Here is a 19,249-nt window from a genome sequence, read left to right on the forward strand (position 1 = left end):
TCATAGTTGACTCCTCGTTTTTGAGTCAACTAAAGCAAAAACCTTTCCAAAATTATACATTTAAGAATTATTTAAAATTTCATTGGATTTGGCTGGAAAAAAATTATTTTAGCTTCAACATTAATAGCATCATTAGCTTATGCTGGTGATAATGCTGTATTAAACAGTGCTTCACTAGGAATTCAAGCAGGTACAATGGGGGCTGGTTTAGATTACTCTAAAAAAATAGAAGCATTGGGTGATAAAACAGTTTTTAAAGTAGCAGTTGCAGGGTTTAATTATAGCACTGATTATGATGATACTAGTGTCCATTATGATGCAGATTTAAAACTTGCGAATATTGGTCTCTTGCTTGATTACCATCCATTCTCTGGAGGTTTCTATATAAGTGCAGGTGCATACTATAACGGAAACAGCATTGATTTTCAAGCAACACCTACAAATGGAACTTATGATATCAATGGCAACACATATGATGCCACTGAACTTGGATATCTTAAAGGTGAAACCAACTTTAATAAGTTTGCTCCATTTATTGGTATAGGTTATGATAACTCTATTTTTGGAAATGGAAATTTATTTTTAAGTTCAAAATTAGGTGCAATGTATCAAGGCTCTCCAAATATTGATCTGACTGGAGTTTGTGGACAGGCAATTGAAGGTACTGCTAAGTGTGTTCAACTTCAAAATGACATTGAGATAGAACAGCAATCTCTTAATGATGATGCAGATAGCTTCAAATGGTGGCCTGTAATTAGTGTAGGTGTTACATACAAGTTTTAAAATTTTACATTAAAATAACACTCCCTTTTCAGGGAGTATCTACAAAAAACAACTATATCTTTTATTGAATATTTATAGAGAATATAGGAAGTAACATAGCTGTTACAATAAACCCTATTACTCCCCCTACAAACAGCATTAATGCTGGTTCAAGAAGAGAAAGCAGTACATCTAATCTATCTTTATTCTCTTCAAAGTATAGCTCTGAAAGATTTTGCAATATTGGTGATACTTCACTTGTCTCTTCACCTATTGCTATAGCTTGCAAGAAAGATGGATCTACTTGAAACTCTTCAGACTTTAATGCAATAGATAACTTTTTCCCTTCTACTACTTTTTGAGCTGAATCAAGAAAAAGAGACTTTATGACACTGTTATTTAAAATTTGTGCTGAAAGGTTTATAGCTTGAACAAAAGGTACACCTGACTGCACCAAAACTGCAGCCATATATGAAAATTTTCCAAGCTCATTTTTTTCAATCATTGGACCAAAAAATGGTATAGAAAGTAAAACTCTATCAACCGCAGTACGAAATGCAGGTATTTTGGCTCTTGAAATATAAAATAGTATGATTGCAGATATTAATACTACAAGCATATGCACCCAATAATTTGAAAATATATTGCCCGCATTAATAACAAATTTTGTAATAGGAGGCAACTCCTGTCCCATTTGCGTAAATATGTTTGCAATTTTAGGAACAACATAAGAGATCATAAAAGCAACCATACCAATAGAAGCAATTAAAATAAATGCTGGGTAAGCGAATGCTCCTTGGATCTGTTTATTGATCCGCTCTCTCTCTTTTAAGAAAGTAGACATCTTTTGTAAAACACCAGCTAAAATTCCGCTCTCTTCAGATACTTTGATTGCTTGTTTGTAAAATGCCGGCAGAATTACTACAGACTGTTTTTCCATTGCACCATAGAGTGTTTTTCCCTCATCAATGGCAGTAATAAGCGTTTGAAGAAAAGTCTCTATCTTTTTGTGATGCTCATACTGGTTTTTAAGTAGACCAAGTGCTTTAACTAGTGGAATTCCAGCTTTAATAAAAATGGCAAGGTCTCTGCTTATAACTGCCAACTCTGAAGGTTTAATGCGATAAGCACGTTTTAAAGAGAGCTTAGGAAGTAAAGATTGTTCAGCTTTAATATCTGTATAGAAAATACCTTGAGATTTTAACCTTTGTTTAACCTCATCTATACTCTCTGCCTCTAATTGACCTTTACGCTTTTGACCCTTTTTATCTATGCCTCTGTATTGGTAAATCATTCGTAAGCTTTCAGTTTAATATCTATCACTCTGTCTCTTGCAGATTCTACATCATTAAACCTTACCGGATCTGCATAGGCAAACATAAGTAAAGCCCCTTTGCCATCATCTACAATAATCTCGTCACCAGCCCCATTTTTTCTAACTTTATATCGAAAATATACAGGTATTGGCTTTTGATCTTCATCTATAACCGGATCAAACTCTACCTCTTTTAGAGTTTCATCAGGCATTAATCTATAAACTATTGGCTTTTTCTTAAATAGTTGTAAACTCATTTTTGAAAGTTCATTGTCAAAATAGATTTTGCACTTTTTTGAGTTATCTTCTAAACACACTACTTCTGCTGATTTATAAAATCTGCTATCTCGCAAAATTTTTGGCAAATCAGAGAGTTTTATCTTTTTTTCTTCATTTTGAGAAAATTTAACAGCAACCAATGCATATATGAAGCCAATTATTACAATAACCAACATTAGTTCAAAGAGGGTGAATCCCCCTTTGAATCTATCTATTTGCATTCAGAGAGACGTATATCTTTATTCTCTTCACTGCCGCCCTCTTTACCATCGGCACCTAAAGAGATGAGTTCAGGCTTTCCATCCTCTTCAAGATAGACAAAAGGATGCCCCCAAGGATCTTTTGGCAAGTTATTATCTTCTAGATAACCAGATTTTGCATAGTTTGGCAGGTCGTCAGGAGATGGATTTTTTATAAGAGCTTCAAGTCCCTCTTCAGTTGTAGGGTATCTTCCATTATCTACTTTAAACATTTTTAGAGCTTGTGAAATATTTTTCATCTGAATACAGACTAGTTTCTGTTTTGCCTCTTCACTTTTTCCCGTTAAACTTGGCATAACAAGTGCTGCAAGCAACCCAAGAATAATAATAACTATCATCAATTCCATCAATGTAAATGCACCACGTTGTTTATAAACCCTACTCTTATTCATCATAAACTCAACCCCTTATATTGTATAAATATTGATGGCGCATTATAGCATATTAATAATGTATTAGTTTTTGAGTAAAACCTCTGCTATATTTGATTTAAGCTCTTCTGGAGTGCCTTGTATGTGAGGTGGGAACTGTGTACGATTAAAGGTTCTTTGACGTTTTGCCAGTTGTCGTGTGTGTATGCTGATCAACTCTTTAGCATCTTTTAATGAACACTTTCCATCAAAATAGTCCAAAATCTCTTTCACTCCTATAGCTTTCATAGGGTTATGGTTTCTGCCATATTTGTATTCAAGATTGGCAATTTCATCTACCAATCCCATTTCAAACATTTGATTAGTTCGTAACTCTATGCGTCTGTTTAAAACTTCTTTATCTATGCTTATCTCAAAAAGCTCAAGATCTTTTGCTACAGGTTTTGGAGGATTGTTTTTAAAGTATAAAGATGGAGCAGTACCTGTTTGGTAAAAAATTGTAAGAGCTTTCTCTATGCGGTACCTATCTGTGGGCATTAAATTTTTTGCATACACTTCATCAATTTTACTTAAAAAAGAGTAAGCCTTTTGCAGATCGCCCATCTCTTCTTCTACTTTTTTCTTTGTCTCTTCATCTATCTTTGGAAGTTCAGAAATTCCTTCTATAAGAGTTTTAAGATAAAAACCTGTTCCACCGACTATAATTAAATTTTTATTTTGCTCTTTGCAAAAGTCAACAGACTCTTTGTAGAGATCTATAAAGAGTGCTACATTAAATGGTGTATCTACATCTATTACATCAATCCCAAAGTGCAGTATGTCACCTCTTTCAGTTATAGTTGGTTTTGCAGAGGCTATGTCTATCTCTCTATAAAGAGCCAAAGAGTCCAGTGAGAGTATGACACAGTTATAATTTCTTGCCAACTCTAAAGATAGCGCGCTTTTACCTGATGCTGTCGGACCTAAAATAGCTATAGTTTTTATCTTATAACCTTTTATTTGGTGTTATTTACTGCCAATGTTTCAATGTTTGAGATTATATGATAAAATTCATTTAAAAAAAAAGGTGGGTTTTGAGATTAGTTAAATGGTATAAAGATTTTAACGAGCTTATTATGTTTCAACACTCTGTCTTTAGCTTGCCTTTTATTTTCATTGCAATGATAGTATCTGCTAATGGATGGTTTGGTTGGAAGCTTTTACTTCTTGGCGTTCTTGCAGCAGTCAGTGCAAGAAATTTTGCGATGCTTGTAAATCGTTACTTAGACAGAGATATTGATGCAAAGAATCCACGTACAAAAAATCGCCCTAATGTAGATGGTCGCTTTTCTGAAACTCAGCTACGTATTTTGATAATAGTAAATGCAATATTTTTTATTGCTGTGGCGTATGTTATAAATGATCTTGCCTTTTGGCTATCTTTCCCTATTTTACTTATTCTTGGCGGATACTCCTGGTTTAAACGTTTTTCTGAAATGGCACATTTGGTTTTGGGTCTCTCTCTTGGTTTGGCTCCTATCGCCGGTGCCATTGCTGTTGAAGGGACCATTCCTATGTGGTCTGTTATGCTTGCAGTAGGTGTAATGTTTTGGGTTGCAGGATTTGATCTGCTCTATTCACTGCAAGATATGGAGTTTGACAAAAAAGAGGGGCTCTACTCTATTCCTTCCCGTTATGGAAGTGATGCAACTATGTTTTTGGCAAAAATATTTCATACTATAGCAGTGCTTTTTTGGGCATTTTTTGTATCAACAGCAGAACTTGGATTTTTTGCTTGGTTGGCTGTTATTGCATCAGCAGGAATGCTTGCATATGAGCATCATATAGTTAACAAAGATTTTACAAAGATTGACAGAGCCTTTTTTACTGTAAACGGATATTTGGGATTTATTGTACTTGGGCTAATAATAGTTGACAGGATAGTGCAATGAATAGTGAAAAGATAAGATTGATTCCAGCTCCTTTAGAGATTTGTTATAACATTGCAGATAAAAATGCTGAAGCTTATGAGAGAGAGTATCAACTACTTAGTGAAACTGATGATGATCCAATAGGGCAATGGCTTAAAATTGCCAAAGCAAAGGGTGAAACAAAAGAGAGTGATCCTGTACTTCTTAATCTTTTAGTAGAGCTTCACCGTAAAGTCGATCAACTCACCCAGCTAGTAAAAAATGAAACCCCTGAACGCATTGAACTTCCTCACTCTACAGAGATAGAATCTATAGGATTTGAGCATTTTCAGCTTAAAGAGCCAAGATTTAAAGCGGGTGAGCAATATTATGGCAGGATTGAAATGCCTATTTTTCCTAAAAGAGATGTTCCTGTATGGTTTGTAGCTTTAGATGAGAAGATTGCACGAATAGAGAGAATTCATGACAGAGATGAAAAAGAGTGGAACAGTTATGTTGTTGCACGAGAACGGGTTATGATCAGGGAGATGAAGCGTATATGATTTTTTACTTTTTCATTTGGAATTCATCTTAGGTAAAAAGTAGATTTTGATGAAAGGCTATATGTGAATGAGATAGTACTAATGATCGCAGCATTAGCAACTGTTATGCTGATTGTGATCATATATTTAACAATTAAAGATAAAGAGAGTACAAGAAAGATAGCAATGCTAGAAACAGGCATTGATACATTAAATCAAGAGCTTTTTAGAATAACCAAAGAGATAGAATCTCTTAAAAAAGAGTTAAAAGAGTCAGATGAAAAGGTTTTGGAAATAGATACAGAGATGATAGACTCTATAGTGCATAACAAGCTAAAACCATTTGCTGTGCAGATGCAAAATATGGATGAAAAGATAACCTTTTTATCTGAAGATCTATTTGAAAATCTTGAACGCATCCAAAATCAGATGAGACATATAACATTTGCCAATGACCATACAGTACCTAGCGAAAAACAGATTTTACAGTTGCATTCACAGGGAATGGATGCTGAAAGCATTGCAAAACAGCTTCGCCTTGGAAAAGGTGAAGTAGAATTAGTATTGAAGTTCTCAAAAATCCATGCTTAATGTTCATCCAGAGTGGCAAGAGACCATAAAAACTGCATATAATGCATTAGATGAAGATTACAGAAACTTCATAGAAAATGGTGATTTTATTCCTGCACGCTCTAAAATATTCAATGCCTTTAAAACTCTTCCAAAATCAAAAGTAAAATATATCCTTTTTGGTCAAGACCCCTATCCAAGAGAAAAATCAGCTACAGGACATGCATTTATAGATGGTGCTGTAAAGAAAATTTTTAGTGACAAAGGGTTAAGCAAAGAGGTTAACAGAGCTACAAGTTTAAGAAACTTTGTAAAAATGGCACTGGTAGCTGACGGTTTTCTTAGTCCAGATGATCTTTCTCAAGAAGCTATAGCAAAAATAGACAAATCTTCTTTAATAGATACCATAGATGAGTTAAGGTGTAATTTTGAAAAGAGTGGCGTACTTTTACTAAATGCTGCACTACTATTTGAAAATAAAAAGGCTTCTAATTCTCATGCAAAGTCTTGGAGACCATTTATGCGTGTATTGCTAGAGAAATTAGATCAAGATGTCGAACTGATCCTATTTGGCAATTTGGCAAAAATGATCAAAAAAATTCCTGAATCTTCAAGATTTTTGCATCATGAAATGGAGCATCCATACAATCATACATTTATTTTAAACCCAAAAGCACAAGATTTGTTTGGACAAATGAAACTTTTGCAAAAAAAATAGAATTTTTTTCAAAAAACTCTTGAAATTGTAAAAAAAAAAGTGTATAATTCCCGTCCACAAAGAGAGATGCGCTCGTAGCTCAGCTGGATAGAGCACTGGTTTGCGGTACCAGCGGTCGCACGTTCGAATCGTGCCGGGCGCGCCATTTCAAACTCCAACCTACAATTTTAAATCTTTTAACTTTTCATCCAATTTAGATGTTTTTTAAACTGAGAAGGATCAAAAACTTTATCTGTATATACTCTAACATTTCCAAGTCTTGCACGTTTTAGTACAGAGTTATAAAAGTTCTCTTCTTGCCCTTTTCTCTTCTCCCTTTGATAAATATTTACAATCAATGCTCGTGCCGTACGTCCAAAATAGTCAACTATTGCATCATATTTATAAACAAAAGAAAGACCGTCCAATCGATGAACATATTTGCATTCAACTGTACCTATGCGATTATTTTCAATAAATAGAACATCGAACTCATTTATAACGTGGCTTTGTTCTTTTGAATGAGCTAAAAAGTCTATTTTACAACCCATTTTTACATCTTCAAATCCTGCCTCTTTACATTTCCAATATACATACTCTTCAAAAAGCTGACCTTGAAGTCTTCTTTTATTATGCTCATATTTAAGTTTGTTATTTTCAAGAATATCAATGCGGTTAAGAAGTTTCATTATGTCGTTGTAATGATTGTATGGAAAATCTTTACTATTGTTTAGTAAAGCTCTGCGAACATTTTGAAATCTTTCCTCATTCTCAAAAAGCTTGCAAACACTCTCTTTATCTTTTATAAACTCCTTTTCATCTATATACTCTACTATCTCATAACCTAGCATTGAACAGTATGTTTCTATATCCATTTCATCAGCGCTCTTTGTTGTAACTCTGCCATTTTCAATTTTGAAAATAGTATTGTCATATGCGTCATAACTTAAAAGAGCAGCTCTGTTTTGCAGAAAGAAAGAACCTAATATAATAGTAGGAGCAGCATTGGCATCAGATGAGAAAAAGATAACCTTCATACTATCTTTTGTAACTTTTTTGTAAAGATTGTGAATGCTCTCTATAGCTGTTTCATAAAAAGTCTCTGTATCAACAGACCAATTTAGTCCTAGTTTTTTACTGAAATGTTGCAAATTTCTCTTAAAACGAAAAGCTCGTCTCTGCTCCTCTTTATTATTATCTATAAGCAAAACAATTTCTCTTATTTCATCTCTAAGCGTATATATAGCTCCAAGTGATTGCGCTATATCTTCCCCTAAAAGCAATACAAGACGCACAGAAAATCCTTTATTGACTGTAATTAGACTGTTTGCATTATATTAGGAGTTTAATAAATATTGACTTTTCCAAAAAATTACTTAACAAAAAGAAAATTGATAATTAAGCGGTTTTAGTTGGCTTAGTCAAAGTAGTGATGTTTATGAGTGTCCAATGTGTGAGAGTAAGGATATTGTTATCATTAAAAGCGATGTTAAAGAGGAAAAATGAGTAAAAAGCTTTTTTTACTGGGTGGTTATGATGATCTGGCTATACTTATTCATACAATCTTAAAAGAGGTGATAAGTTGAATATTGAAGATAAAATAGTTGAAAAAATTAATTCTATTGAAGATGTTAAGAAAGATTTTCACAAACTATGGATAAACAAAGATAGTTTTAAGAAACATATTGAAAAAAGATTAAAACTGTCCCATATAAAAGATAAAGATGATTATATTTTTAAAACTATTGATTGTGTAATCAATGCAGATGAATATATATTGGCAATTCATAAAGATAGTTGGAATAATTTATGCTACAATAAAAATAATAACTGGGCTGTCATTTTTAATGAAAATGGCGAGATTATGACAAGTTATAAAGTTGAACCTGACAAAAAAGGTTTTGAAGAGCTTCATAAAGAGGTTGGTGGGAAAATAGAAAAAGGGGAAGTAGATGAGAGAGTTAGAGAAGCTTTTAAAAGATTACGAGAACGATATAAATCATTGGGAAAGTGATTTTGGAGAGGGGCATCTTTTTTTAGCTAATAGAGAAGCATTGATTCCTTTTGAAAAAACAAAAGAGGTGATTGAACTTGATAAAAAAGCTTTAAATGTTATTGAAAAAGATAAAAGCAAAGGAAGCGACAAACTATTTTTACTAAAATTAAGAGATATTATTTTAAACAATATTAACAAAAAAATAGATGAATCTTCTAAGGTGGCTTAACCTTCCTATTAAACCACCGCCTAACTCTAATCTTACATTATTAATACTTTTTTACTTTTAAGTTTCTGATTCTTTACCGGCAGGAGAGACAAATTGATCATTAAGTTTTCTAATGGCTGCTCTGCTGTAATCCATTATATTTTCCAGCTTATCAACTACTCGTTGGCTCCAGCCTTTGCCCCAGACACGCAATACAGGTCTAAACCATTTTGTATTGTATTCTATAGCTTTTGCTATTGCCTGATCTTTTTCTGCCCAGCGTTTAATTTCTAAATTTGCGTAAACTTTTCTTACTTTAAAGTGTATAAATATAATCAAAACAGTAATAGCAGCAGATATACCGCCTATAACTTCTACAGATGTTGGAAGTATGCCTGTCATAAAAAGTGCACCTGCACCACCTATGAAAATTAAGCTTAAAAGAGTATCGGTAATGACTACTCTTTTACCCCATCTACTAAGAGATTCACGAAGCTTTGGAAGTTTGTTATTGATTATATCTTTTGCAAAGTCTTCAAGTGCTTTAGAGATTCTGTAGGCACGCTCTACTTTAACTCCCTCCATACGCTCCAAAATATGATTTAAATCTTCATCTCTCTTGCGTTTAAGTCTCTCTGCAATAGATGGATCATCAATAGGATTCATAGCTTCTTCACTATATATTGCAAAGAAGTTGCCTGAAATCAGCCCTTTTTGTGAAAGAGCTCTCTGCCACGAGCCAATAACATCTTCAAGGTTATCTTCTCTTGCTGTTGTATCTATCTGATTAAGAATATAGAGTATCTTATCTCCATCTCTATGGCGTACTGTCTTTCCGACAAGATGCTCAAGTGTATCACGCATTGCTCCAGGTTCAGGATGGCGAGCATCAAAGAAGATAAGAACAAGATCAGACATATCTATGATGTGACTGGTAATACGAAGAATAGAATCACGCTGACTGTCAGCATCAAAACCAGGAGAGTCTATCAATATTCCGCCTTTAATGGCATCAGACTTGACAGTTTTAAGTTGAAGATATAGGTTTACACGACTTCCTTCACCCTGCTCTACCTTTTCTACCTCTTCGCTGATATTGTAAAAAGGAAATCTAGGATCAGCATCTAGTGCCAAGCCTGGCAAAGTAGTAACTTTCTCATTATTGCTGTAACAGATAACAGTAAATTTATCATCTACTGCCTGATTACCGCTTTGCTGAACTTTTTGTCCAAGGTATTCGTTGATAAAAGTAGATTTCCCTGCTGAAAAAGTTCCTAAGATAGAGATTAATGGCCACCAAGAGATATTTGCCGTATAACTCTCATCCTGAGCCAACAGTCCAAGAGAGTGAGCTACTTTATCAAGATTTTCATACTCATTTATTACATCCAAAAGGACAGGGTTTTCCTCTTTAAGATGCTGCTTTAATTTTTTGTATCGCTCATTAGGTGTCATTGACTCTCCTTTTAAAAAATTATCTCTTCATTTTCAATAATCTGATCCTCTTTAGGCAGTGGAGATTTGTCGGTATATATCAAATCTTTACCATTTTGCATTACGTGATAAACTCCTTCAGGCTCTTTAAATTTTCTTTTAAACTCAGGATGAATTTGTATGAGTTTTTGATAAAAATACCTTACAACCGGTGCAGCTGTCCTTCCACCTGTTTCACGTCTTGCAAGAGGTGTATTGTTATCATTACCAAACCATACAACAGCTTCTACATCTGGTGTAAATGAACAAAACCATGTATCAACACTTTTGTTTGTAGTTCCTGTTTTACCTGCTACATCCATACCTTTAACACGAGCATTTCGCCCAGTTCCTCTTTTAACAATATCTCGCAAAATATCAACCATCAAGTAAGCTTGTGATTCTGAGTAAATCTTTTTTACTTTAGCATTATAATGTTTAATCAAACGACTATTATTGTCATATATATTTGTCACAAGTCTTGGTTCGTGCAATCGTCCCATATCTGCAAATACTGTATATAGTCTTGCTACCTGCAGAGGAGAAAGAGCAATATTTCCAAGAGCTATAGAAAGATTGTATGGTAAATTCTTCACTCCTAAAGGGCTCAACTTTTTATGTAGAGTCATTATGCCTATCTCGCTGACTAGATTTATGGTAGCAAGGTTTCTAGAGTGTATAAGGGCTTCTCTTAAAGTGATCATCCCCTTATAATCTTTCTCATAGTTTTTAGGCTGCCAAAGCTTTTTGGTATCTCCACTTTCAAAACGGTAGGTACGTGCAATATCTGCAACCTTACTTTCTGGATTATACCCCAGCTCAAGTGCTGTCTGATAGATAAATGGTTTAAAAGCAGAACCTACCTGCCGTCTGGATGATACAGCACGGTTAAATGCACTTTTTTTATAATCAACGCCACCTACCATAGCCAAGATATCTCCACTTCTACCATCTAGAACAACCATTGCTCCGTTAAATACTGAAGTGTTAGTATCATCATTTTGGTGTCGTTTTAAATATGCATCATACCCATAATTAAGTGCAGATTTAGCCATCTGCTGATACTCTAAATCTATGGCAGTTTCAATTTTATAACCGCCTCTGCGAATATCAGGATACTCCTTTTGCAGCATATTCATAACAGCATCTACAATGTAAGGTGCTCTGTTTTTTGTTAATGTATCATCATATACTTTTGGAGCCTCTTTTATCTCTCTTAAATATGTCTCTTCATCTATCCATCCAAGAGCTTTCATACGATTTAAAACACGGTTTGCCCTTGCCATTGCATTGGCATAATGACGAGTCGGATCGTATGCGCTTGGAGCTTTTGGCAATCCTACAAGTACCGCTATCTCTTTTAGCGTCAACTCATCTAAATCTTTACGAAAATACCCATATGCAGCTGTTCTTATGCCATAATACCCATGACCAAAAAAGACAGCGTTTAGATACCTCTCTAGTATCTCCTCTTTTGAAAGTAGTTGTTCAAGGCGAATAGCAAGAAGAGCCTCTTTTATCTTTCTTTCTATCTTCTTCTTACGGGTAAGCAGTGTTGATTTGATGAGCTGTTGAGTAAGCGTAGATGCACCCTCTACCATTTTACGGGCTTTGATATCTTTTATAATTGCTCTAAAAATTGCCTCTGGATTTACTCCGTGATGTTCATAAAAAAGAGTATCTTCTATGGCAACAAGAGCTTCTATTACTCGACCTGGAATCTCTTTGTACGGTACATAGAGACGATGCTCCTTTTCAAATACATTAGCTAAAAGTTTACCGTTTCTATCAAAAATCTGTGTAGTTTTGGGAGGATTATAGTGTACTAAAGGCTCTACTTCATGGGCAATTTCAAAGTAAAAATATACCAAATACCCAAAAACTGCAAACCCTGCCAAAAAGAGTAATCTAACAATCCATCTAAATAAAAACCTTATCATTTTCTAAACTCCCGATTTGCAAAACCAGCTTCTATGAGTGCTTTAGTATACTCTTTTGATGGAGCTCTTAAAACCTCATCCATTAATCCTGTTTCTACGACTTTTCCTCTTTTTATAACTGTAATTTCACTGCAAAGTTTTGAAGCTGTAGATATGTCGTGTGTTACAAAAAGCATCTTGAACTTCAACTCTTCTTGCAATTTTAGTAAAAGTTTTACAATAACTTCTCTAAGATCCGCATCAAGTGCTGTTGTAGGTTCATCCAGTAACAGTAACTTAGGATTTGTTGAAAGTGCCATAGCTATGACTACTCTTTGCAACTGCCCACCTGAAAGTTCTGGAGGAAAGCGGTTTAAGAGTTTACTCTCCAGCCCTACCTGCTCCATCATTTGTGGTGCCAAATCTTGAGAAATAATCCACTGATCTTTAATTTTTGTTAGAGGAGAAAGTGCTGTAAATGGATTTTGCGGAACATAACCTAATGTTTTACCACGCTCCAACTTAAAGTCACTTTCCGTCTTCATTTGTGCTTTAAAGCCTTTTGGCAACATTTGCAGCAGTGCTTTAAGGGTAAGGCTCTTTCCACTACCACTCTCACCAACAAGAGCCAATGAGTTTGCAATTGAAAAATTTATATCAACATATATTTGGTTATCTTTGCTGATTTTAAGAGAATGGCAGTGAAATATATTCATAAAGCACCTTAATGCTATAAAATTTTTTTTAAATTTGTATCAAATAATAACTTAATTAGTACAAAAAACCAAAAAGCCAAAGTGGTATTTTAGTTTTATACCCTATCTCAATATCATCAACTGCTAAAAAACTATTTGGCAAATCTTTAATTTGATCAAAGCTCTTATTTTTACCACCAATCTCTACTATATATTTTTCATCAATTAAAAAGTCTCCTATTTTTGAGTAGTTTACTTTATGATTAATCGATATTGAATTAATAAAAAATTGTTCTCTTACTGTTCCAATCTCAGAATTTTTACAAAAAGTGTAAGTCAAATTTGGATTATCAAGATATAGTTTTGCAGGTTTTTTAAAGTGGCTTTGCTTTTTGTTTAACATATCAACTCTGCATAAAACATTTCCAAGAGTCAGATAGTGAATATATCTATAAAGAGTCTCTCTACCTATTCCAATATCTTTTGCAAGATTTGTTAAGTTTAGTTCATAAGGTTTTGATAGACACAAAAGCTTAATCAGTTGTTTTAGCTTATCGATATTTGCTATATCTATATGGAAAATATACAATAGATCGTTTTCTATTACTGTGTTGATGCTCTCTTCAACTTTAAGTTTATAACTTTTTGGAGCTTCAAAATAGTATGGATAATACCCAAACTCAAGATACTCTTTAAAATATACAAATGGTTTAAACTCTTTTGTAAGACTATTGGCTATATTTGTATGATTTTCTAAAATTTCATCAAGGGTAAAACTTTGAAAACTCTTACCTAGCTTTAGCTCTAAAAACTCTCTAAAACTTAATCCTTTAAATCTATATAACACTGCCCTTCTGCTAAGATCTGCTTTGCTATGTTCTAAACTTATTGCACTGCTTCCGCTAAAGAGAACTTTTAAGTCTAAAAAATCGTAAATCTCTTTTAACTCTATCTCAAAATTTTTGATTTTATGAATCTCGTCAATTGCTAAAATCTCTCCGCCATATCTGCTAAACTCTTCTGCAATATCATAGAGTTTAACTCCTGAAGCCATTATGCTATCTGCACTAAAGTAGAGAGTTTTATCGAAATCAAACTCTTTTAAGTATTGAATCAAAAAAGTGGTCTTACCAATTCCTCTTGCTCCAAGCACTCCTATTAGTCTATTGTCAAAGTCTATCTTTTCATAAAAATATCTTTTATAGGTAGAAGTTATGAGTTTTGAGATTTTATCATACTTAATTCTAAGTTCATCTAACATTTTTAGCCTTAAATGTCTTATCTATAGAACAAAATTGTATATAAATGTCTGTTAAAGCAAGCTTTTATCTCAAGCAAGCATCAATCTGATCAAAAAGTTTTCTGTAATGTTTAGGTTTTACAGATGTACGTAAAATAATTCGTAAAATTGGCTTGCTTACAGTAGGGGGACGGATGGCTCCTACTTCAAACTTTTGAGATTTTAAAATATCTCTTATTCGCATAGTAGTCTCAATGTCTGGTATCTCTACTGGAACTATCATCCCTTCTGGGTATACTCCCATCTTGGCTCTAACTTGATCTTTTAGACGATCTATCTTTCTTTTTAGCTTCTCTTTTTTTCTCATAATATAGTCAAAGTTAGTTGATGCTAAAGCTATGTCAAAAAGTGAAGGTGCTGTAGCGTAGATCAATGATTTGGCGCGATTGTGCAAAAAACTTACTATCTCACGTGAGCCTAAAATATAAGCTCCATAACTTCCATAAGCTTTTCCAAGTGTACCCATCTTGATATGAAGGGAATTAGGCTTGATGTTGTAATGATCAAATACCCCAAGCAGATTTGGTCCTACAGTACCACTACTGTGAGCCTCGTCAACGATCATCAATGCATCAAACTTTTCACTTATCTCAAAAAACTCTCGTCTAACCATATCACCTTCCATAGAGTATATCCCCTCTACAGCAATGATACGGCGACCTTTTAGCTGTGTAGAGTTTAACTTTTTTAAAAGATCATCTGGATCATTATGTTTAAACAGTACTACTTTACCCTGCACCAGTTTTGTAGCCACCATTCCACTTGCATGGTAACTCTCATCTATAAAAAGAACGTCAGACCTTCTAACAAGTGCTTCAATAAGCCCAAGATTTGCTAAAAAACCACTACCTACTACAACACCGGCTTCAAATTGGTTTGCTTTACAAAGAGCATCTTCAAACTCTTGATGAATAGGATGATAGCCACCTACAAAAAGAGAGGATTTTGGTGCGTGGTATGGATAGTGAGATAACTTTTTAAAGGCAAGTTTTAAGAGTTTTGATTTATGTGCAAGACCAAGATAGTCATTGCTTGCCATATCAATAGATTCAAAATCAGAAGAGATTGGCTGGCGAAACCGCCCTGCTTTTTTTAGTGCTGTAAGTTCTTTTTCATACATTATAAATGTTACTACTTTTCATAAAACTAATTTAAGATTTTATTTAATATAATGCCAAAAGGAAGGGGGCATTAAAGCCCCTTTATCTTTATGCTTACCCGTAGATTCCAGACTCTAAAGGTAAGCTTTAAGACAAATCGCTTCAAAAGCGACCTCCTTTTGGCTATTTCCCCCTAACGGGGGAGTTTATTATATCAAAAAGCTATAACCATCTTAAAATCTTCTCAACTGTCAAACCCATTGCACACGACTCTAAGCCTTCGACACTTTTTATGTAAGGTTTACAAAAACCTTCAACCATACAGGCTCCGGCTTTACCACGCCACTCACCACTTTCAATGTAGTTTTTTAGATCAGTTTCATCAAACTCTGCAAATCTATAAACAGTTTGAGAAAGGTCTATAAACATTTTACTCTTCGATTTATAAGCCATACAGGTAATAATAGCCACATCGCTTCCGCTTTGCAGTTTTAAAAGCTCTAACGCCTCTGCTTCATCTTTTGCTTTACGTAAAATCTTGCCGTGAGCCGTTACAACTGTATCTGCACACAAGATTGGTAAATCTAATCCAAAACAGCTCTCACACGCTTGCATCTTTCCCATAGCAGCGTGATAGACAAAATCTTTAGGCACTGTATACTCTAATGTATCTTCATCAAAATCACACCCCACCTGCTTAAAAGCTATACCACTATTTTTGAGTATACTTGCACGAGTAGGAGATGAAGAGCCAAGAAGTAACATCTGTTAAAACCCTCTTAATGTAATGCCAACTGCCAATGCAACAACACCAAGTGCAATATTCAAAGGAAGCATAAAGTTAGGAATAGGCGACAACTGCTCTTTTGCACCAGCCAAATCACCTGAGACAAATAGTCTTTCAGCTTTATTGCGTTTAATAAACATTAGTGAATAGTTAATTGTCATAATTGTCCAAATTGCCTCTTTGACATGCACCATTCCATACAGAGGTGTTCCTTTAAAGCCCATACCTATTGCCATAATACCGCCGGTAATAATTAAAATTACTATAAACGGTAAAACAATCATAAAGAGACGCTGCATTATCTCCAATGTTCTTGCCATCCGCACTTTTGGATCTTCTATGTGTTGTAAACTTGGATGAACAGCACCTCTTATAGCTATCATACCACCAACCCAAACAAAAGCACTAAGAACATGCAAAAATAGTATAAAAAAAGCATAATCAGCAAAAATTGTAATAATAGCCTCTTTCATAATCCCTCCCCCTTTTGCATCTATTACAAATTCTCTTTCAAATAAGCCATCGCTTTCTCTTTAGCCTCACCAATCTTAGAAGCATCTTTCCCGCCGGCTTGAGCAAAATCGTCACGACCGCCGCCACCGCCGCCAAGGATTGGTGCTATCTGCTTAACCCAGGCTCCAGCTTTTACAGATGTGTTTTTCTGTCCAGCGGCGATTAGAACCTTCTCACCTTTTCTTTGGAAAAGCATTACAGCCACTTTGTCGTGTGCATTTTTCAAATCATCGATCATAGCTTTAATGTCACCGCCTTCAACCTCATCGACTACAACAGTAACACCATTTATTGTTTCAGCTTTTACATCGCTTTTTTTACTCTTTTGAGCTTCAACTAACTCCTGTTTTAACTGTTTAATTTGAGATTTAAGCTTTTCAATGCCAAGAATAGGATCTTTAGCTTTAAGCTCACTCTCTACTTTTGCAAGTGTGCCACGCATATTTTTAACAACTTCATACGCTGAATGACCACACACTGCCTCAATTCGACGAACACCGGCACTAACACCACTCTCTTTTGTGATAAGAAACATTCCAATTTCAGCAGTATTACGTACGTGCGTTCCACCACAAAGCTCAATACTACTGTCGCCAAAGCTTACTACACGCACCTTGTCGCCATACTTCTCTCCAAAGAGAGCCATTGCGCCTTTTGCCTTGGCTGACTCTATATCCATCTCTTCTGTTTCACCATCAATGCCACGTTCAACTCTGTCATTTACCCACTTCTCAACAGAAGCAATCTCTTCAGCACTCAAAGCTTTTGGATGGCTAAAGTCAAAGCGCAAACGATCAGCCTCTACAAGTGAACCGGCTTGACTTACGTGATCTCCCAAAATCTCTCTCAATGCACTGTGAAGCAAGTGAGTTGCACTATGATGTTTTGCTATCTCGTGGCGTGATGTATCTACAACAGCTTTAACAAGATCTTTTTCGCAAACTTTTGTAACTGCTTTGATTTTAGAAAGATTTAAATCAAAGAATTTTTTTGTATCAAGAACTTCAGCAACTGTTTCGCAAGTATCTATGCTTTGCAATACTCCAACATCTCCAGCTTGTCCACCACTTTCAGCATAAAAAGGAGTAGTATCAAGCATTACCCAACCACTCTGCTCTGGCTCTAGAGATTCAACACGCTCAAATGAGTCATTTAGCAGAGCAACTACTTTGCTCTCACTTGTTAAACTCTCATACCCTACAAAACTGTTTTTGCCAAACTCCTCTATAAGAGCTTTAAAGTCACCCTCAACCTTGGCATCACCGCTTCCCTTCCAAGCTGCTTTAGCACGCTGGCGCTGTTCTTGCATCAAACGCTCAAATTCAGCAATATCAACATCTATGCCTCTATCTTTAAGCATATCCTGCGTCAAATCGAGCGGGAAGCCGTAAGTGTCATAAAGTTTGAAAGCAACAGAACCGCTAAAGAGATTTTTAGTGTTTGCCAACTCTTTTTCAAACAGCTCTATACCTGCTGAGATTGTCGCAAAGAAACGCTCCTCTTCTAACTGCATCAACTGCTTGACTGTCTCTTTCTTATCTACAAGGTAGGTGTAGTGTCCGCCCATTATCTCAACCAACACATCAACCAGTTTGCACATAAACGGCTCACGCAGACCAAGCATATAGCCATGGCGTACTGCACGGCGAAGAATACGGCGAAGCACATAACCGCGCCCTTCATTAGAGAAGTTCACACCTTGAGCCAATAAAAATGTTGTTGAGCGTAAGTGATCAGCAATTACACGGTAACTTGCACCACTCTCATATACATACGGCTTACCAACCATCTTTTCAACAGCACGGATAATTGGCATAAAGAGTTCTGTGTCATAATTGCTTAGTTTACCCTCTTTAACTGCCATAACACGTTCAAGACCCATACCGGTGTCGATTGAAGGCTTTGGAAGAGGTGTTAAATTGCCATCTTTATCACGCTCGTATTGCATAAAGACAAGGTTCCAAATCTCTAAGAACCTGTCTCCGTCACCTCCCATGTAGTCTTCTGGACCATTAAAGTGCTCTTGACCCTGATCATAAAAAATTTCACTACACGGTCCACAAGGTCCTGTATCTCCCATTTGCCAGAAGTTATCTTTATCACCCATACGCAAAATGCGATCAGGTGCAACATATTTTGCCCAAATCTCTGCAGCTTCGTCATCACTCTCATGTACTGTAACCCAAAGCTTTTCAACAGGAAGTTCAAGCACTTCAGTTACAAACTCCCACGCATAGGCTATGGCATCCTCTTTGAAGTAATCGCCAAAACTAAAGTTTCCAAGCATCTCAAAGAATGTATGATGACGTGCCGTATGACCAACATTTTCAAGGTCGTTATGCTTACCACCTGCACGAATGCAAGTTTGACAACTTGCCGCTCTAGGAGGATTTGGCACAGGTACTTCACCTGTAAAAACTGTTTTAAAAGGCACCATACCTGCATTGGTAAAAAGAAGCGTCGCATCATCAGGAACCAGCGGCGCACTCTCATAAATCTTATGCCCTTTAGAGGCGAAAAAATCCAAAAAAGCTCGTCTTATATCCATCTTTTTATTACCTTGAAAAAAAATT

20 protein-coding genes and 1 tRNA gene are annotated in these 19,249 nt (G+C 35.4%); 8 read left to right on the top strand and 13 right to left on the bottom strand.

The features are described 5' to 3' along the window. Nucleotides 1-195: 195 nt before the first annotated feature. Complete coding sequence (locus BM227_RS05740) at nucleotides 196-783, top strand: hypothetical protein (protein WP_092912047.1); 588 nt, start codon at nucleotides 196-198, stop codon at nucleotides 781-783. Between the two features lie 61 nt (nucleotides 784-844). On the opposite strand, the gene BM227_RS05745 is transcribed toward BM227_RS05740, so the two are convergent. From BM227_RS05745 to miaA, 4 genes are read right to left on the bottom strand one after another with little or no spacing between them, the layout of a single operon-like run. After that, complete coding sequence (locus BM227_RS05745; protein ID WP_092912049.1) at nucleotides 845-2,056, bottom strand: type II secretion system F family protein; 1,212 nt, start codon at nucleotides 2,054-2,056, stop codon at nucleotides 845-847. Then, nucleotides 2,053-2,577 (bottom strand): prepilin-type N-terminal cleavage/methylation domain-containing protein, encoded by a 525-nt coding sequence (locus tag BM227_RS05750; RefSeq protein WP_092912050.1) that lies wholly within the window; start codon nucleotides 2,575-2,577, stop codon nucleotides 2,053-2,055. The genes BM227_RS05745 and BM227_RS05750 overlap by 4 nt, the downstream gene beginning before the upstream one ends. After that, nucleotides 2,568-3,011 (bottom strand): type II secretion system major pseudopilin GspG, encoded by a 444-nt coding sequence (gene gspG, locus BM227_RS05755; protein WP_317066831.1) that lies wholly within the window; start codon nucleotides 3,009-3,011, stop codon nucleotides 2,568-2,570. Before gspG ends, BM227_RS05750 begins: the two co-directional genes overlap by 10 nt. Before the next feature lie 60 nt (nucleotides 3,012-3,071). Continuing rightward, nucleotides 3,072-3,986 (bottom strand): tRNA (adenosine(37)-N6)-dimethylallyltransferase MiaA, encoded by a 915-nt coding sequence (miaA, locus tag BM227_RS05760; RefSeq protein WP_342707888.1) that lies wholly within the window; start codon nucleotides 3,984-3,986, stop codon nucleotides 3,072-3,074. A 74-nt stretch (nucleotides 3,987-4,060) separates the two neighbouring features. On the opposite strand from miaA, the gene mqnP reads away from it, so the two are divergent. The 5 genes from mqnP to BM227_RS05785 all read left to right on the top strand — a co-directional run bounded on the left by mqnP (nucleotide 4,061) and on the right by BM227_RS05785 (nucleotide 6,851). Beyond that, on the top strand, nucleotides 4,061-4,918 hold the full coding sequence (mqnP, locus tag BM227_RS05765; protein WP_281244304.1) for a menaquinone biosynthesis prenyltransferase MqnP: 858 nt from the start codon (nucleotides 4,061-4,063) through the stop codon (nucleotides 4,916-4,918). Continuing rightward, nucleotides 4,915-5,439 carry a hypothetical protein gene (locus tag BM227_RS05770; RefSeq protein ID WP_245757026.1) on the top strand — a complete coding sequence of 175 codons (525 nt, stop codon included), beginning with the start codon at nucleotides 4,915-4,917 and terminating at the stop codon, nucleotides 5,437-5,439. The genes mqnP and BM227_RS05770 overlap by 4 nt, the downstream gene beginning before the upstream one ends. A gap of 63 nt (nucleotides 5,440-5,502) precedes the next feature. Beyond that, entirely contained in the window at nucleotides 5,503-6,009 is a 507-nt protein-coding gene (locus BM227_RS05775; RefSeq protein ID WP_092912054.1) for a DUF6115 domain-containing protein, read from the top strand. After that, entirely contained in the window at nucleotides 6,002-6,706 is a 705-nt protein-coding gene (locus BM227_RS05780; RefSeq protein WP_092912056.1) for a uracil-DNA glycosylase family protein, read from the top strand. Before BM227_RS05775 ends, BM227_RS05780 begins: the two co-directional genes overlap by 8 nt. A 68-nt stretch (nucleotides 6,707-6,774) precedes the next feature. After that, nucleotides 6,775-6,851: transfer RNA gene (locus BM227_RS05785), tRNA-Arg, on the top strand. Between the two features lie 31 nt (nucleotides 6,852-6,882). Here BM227_RS05785 and BM227_RS05790 read toward each other — a convergent pair. Next, nucleotides 6,883-7,980 (bottom strand): Card1-like endonuclease domain-containing protein, encoded by a 1,098-nt coding sequence (locus BM227_RS05790; protein ID WP_092912058.1) that lies wholly within the window; start codon nucleotides 7,978-7,980, stop codon nucleotides 6,883-6,885. 287 nt (nucleotides 7,981-8,267) lie between these two features. Between BM227_RS05790 and BM227_RS05795 the strand changes: the two genes are divergently transcribed. Next, nucleotides 8,268-8,699 (top strand): hypothetical protein, encoded by a 432-nt coding sequence (locus tag BM227_RS05795; protein ID WP_092912059.1) that lies wholly within the window; start codon nucleotides 8,268-8,270, stop codon nucleotides 8,697-8,699. Further along, on the top strand, nucleotides 8,638-8,910 hold the full coding sequence (locus BM227_RS05800) for a hypothetical protein (protein ID WP_092912061.1): 273 nt from the start codon (nucleotides 8,638-8,640) through the stop codon (nucleotides 8,908-8,910). Before BM227_RS05795 ends, BM227_RS05800 begins: the two co-directional genes overlap by 62 nt. Before the next feature lie 57 nt (nucleotides 8,911-8,967). Here BM227_RS05800 and BM227_RS05805 read toward each other — a convergent pair whose 3' ends face one another. The 8 genes from BM227_RS05805 to alaS all read right to left on the bottom strand — a co-directional run bounded on the left by BM227_RS05805 (nucleotide 8,968) and on the right by alaS (nucleotide 19,224). Next, nucleotides 8,968-10,344, bottom strand: a complete 1,377-nt coding sequence (locus BM227_RS05805; protein WP_092912063.1) for a dynamin family protein — start codon at nucleotides 10,342-10,344, stop codon at nucleotides 8,968-8,970. Nucleotides 10,345-10,355: 11 nt separating this feature from the next. Continuing rightward, nucleotides 10,356-12,302, bottom strand: coding sequence for a transglycosylase domain-containing protein (locus tag BM227_RS05810; protein ID WP_092912065.1), 1,947 nt, complete (start codon nucleotides 12,300-12,302; stop codon nucleotides 10,356-10,358). Continuing rightward, nucleotides 12,299-12,997 carry an ATP-binding cassette domain-containing protein gene (locus BM227_RS05815; protein WP_092912067.1) on the bottom strand — a complete coding sequence of 233 codons (699 nt, stop codon included), beginning with the start codon at nucleotides 12,995-12,997 and terminating at the stop codon, nucleotides 12,299-12,301. Before BM227_RS05815 ends, BM227_RS05810 begins: the two co-directional genes overlap by 4 nt. 55 nt (nucleotides 12,998-13,052) lie before the next feature. Further along, the gene (locus BM227_RS05820) at nucleotides 13,053-14,237 is read right to left on the bottom strand and encodes an ATP-binding protein (RefSeq protein WP_092912068.1); all 1,185 of its coding nucleotides are present in this window, start codon (nucleotides 14,235-14,237) and stop codon (nucleotides 13,053-13,055) included. Nucleotides 14,238-14,301: 64 nt separating this feature from the next. Further along, nucleotides 14,302-15,396 carry an aminotransferase class I/II-fold pyridoxal phosphate-dependent enzyme gene (locus tag BM227_RS05825; protein WP_092912070.1) on the bottom strand — a complete coding sequence of 365 codons (1,095 nt, stop codon included), beginning with the start codon at nucleotides 15,394-15,396 and terminating at the stop codon, nucleotides 14,302-14,304. Nucleotides 15,397-15,598: 202 nt separating this feature from the next. After that, nucleotides 15,599-16,141, bottom strand: a complete 543-nt coding sequence (maf, locus tag BM227_RS05830; RefSeq protein ID WP_092912072.1) for a septum formation inhibitor Maf — start codon at nucleotides 16,139-16,141, stop codon at nucleotides 15,599-15,601. A 3-nt stretch (nucleotides 16,142-16,144) separates the two neighbouring features. Then, entirely contained in the window at nucleotides 16,145-16,636 is a 492-nt protein-coding gene (locus BM227_RS05835) for a hypothetical protein (protein WP_092912073.1), read from the bottom strand. Nucleotides 16,637-16,659: 23 nt separating this feature from the next. Beyond that, complete coding sequence (alaS, locus tag BM227_RS05840) at nucleotides 16,660-19,224, bottom strand: alanine--tRNA ligase (protein ID WP_092912075.1); 2,565 nt, start codon at nucleotides 19,222-19,224, stop codon at nucleotides 16,660-16,662. Between the last annotated feature and the right edge of the window lie 25 nt (nucleotides 19,225-19,249).

Source organism: Hydrogenimonas thermophila, assembly GCF_900115615.1.
Taxonomy (GTDB): Bacteria; Campylobacterota; Campylobacteria; order Campylobacterales; family Hydrogenimonadaceae; genus Hydrogenimonas; species Hydrogenimonas thermophila.